This is a genomic window from Neisseria sp. P0008.S002, from assembly GCF_051962805.1.
Classification (GTDB): domain Bacteria; phylum Pseudomonadota; class Gammaproteobacteria; order Burkholderiales; family Neisseriaceae; genus Neisseria; species Neisseria perflava.
This window is the reverse complement of record NZ_JBQCUY010000028.1, coordinates 1-264: the sequence shown is the minus strand read 5'-3', so window position 1 is coordinate 264 and position 264 is coordinate 1. Positions and strand designations below refer to the sequence as shown.

Genomic DNA, 264 nt, shown 5'->3' with positions numbered 1-264 from the left:
CTTGGAAGACTGTACTGGTGGTGCGTCCGCAGCCCGGGCAGGCGGTAACCATGGGGGTAAACGAGCGCAGTCCCATGGTTTGTAGAATTTCCTGACCGACGATGACTTCCTGCGTGCGCGAGCTGCCGGGTTCAGGGGTCAGGGAAATGCGGATGGTGTCGCCGATACCTTCTTGAAGCAGTACGGCCAAGGCGGCAGTCGAAGCGACAATGCCTTTGCTGCCCATGCCTGCTTCTGTCAAGCCTAAGTGGAGCGGATATTGGC

The 264-nt window shown here is 59.1% G+C and carries 1 protein-coding gene; it reads right to left on the bottom strand.

Features of this window, described 5'->3' with window-relative positions; genetic code table 11:
- Nucleotides 1–264: flavodoxin-dependent (E)-4-hydroxy-3-methylbut-2-enyl-diphosphate synthase (locus ACTHSA_RS10850; protein WP_440378899.1), on the bottom strand; the 264-nt coding region annotated here is incomplete at both ends.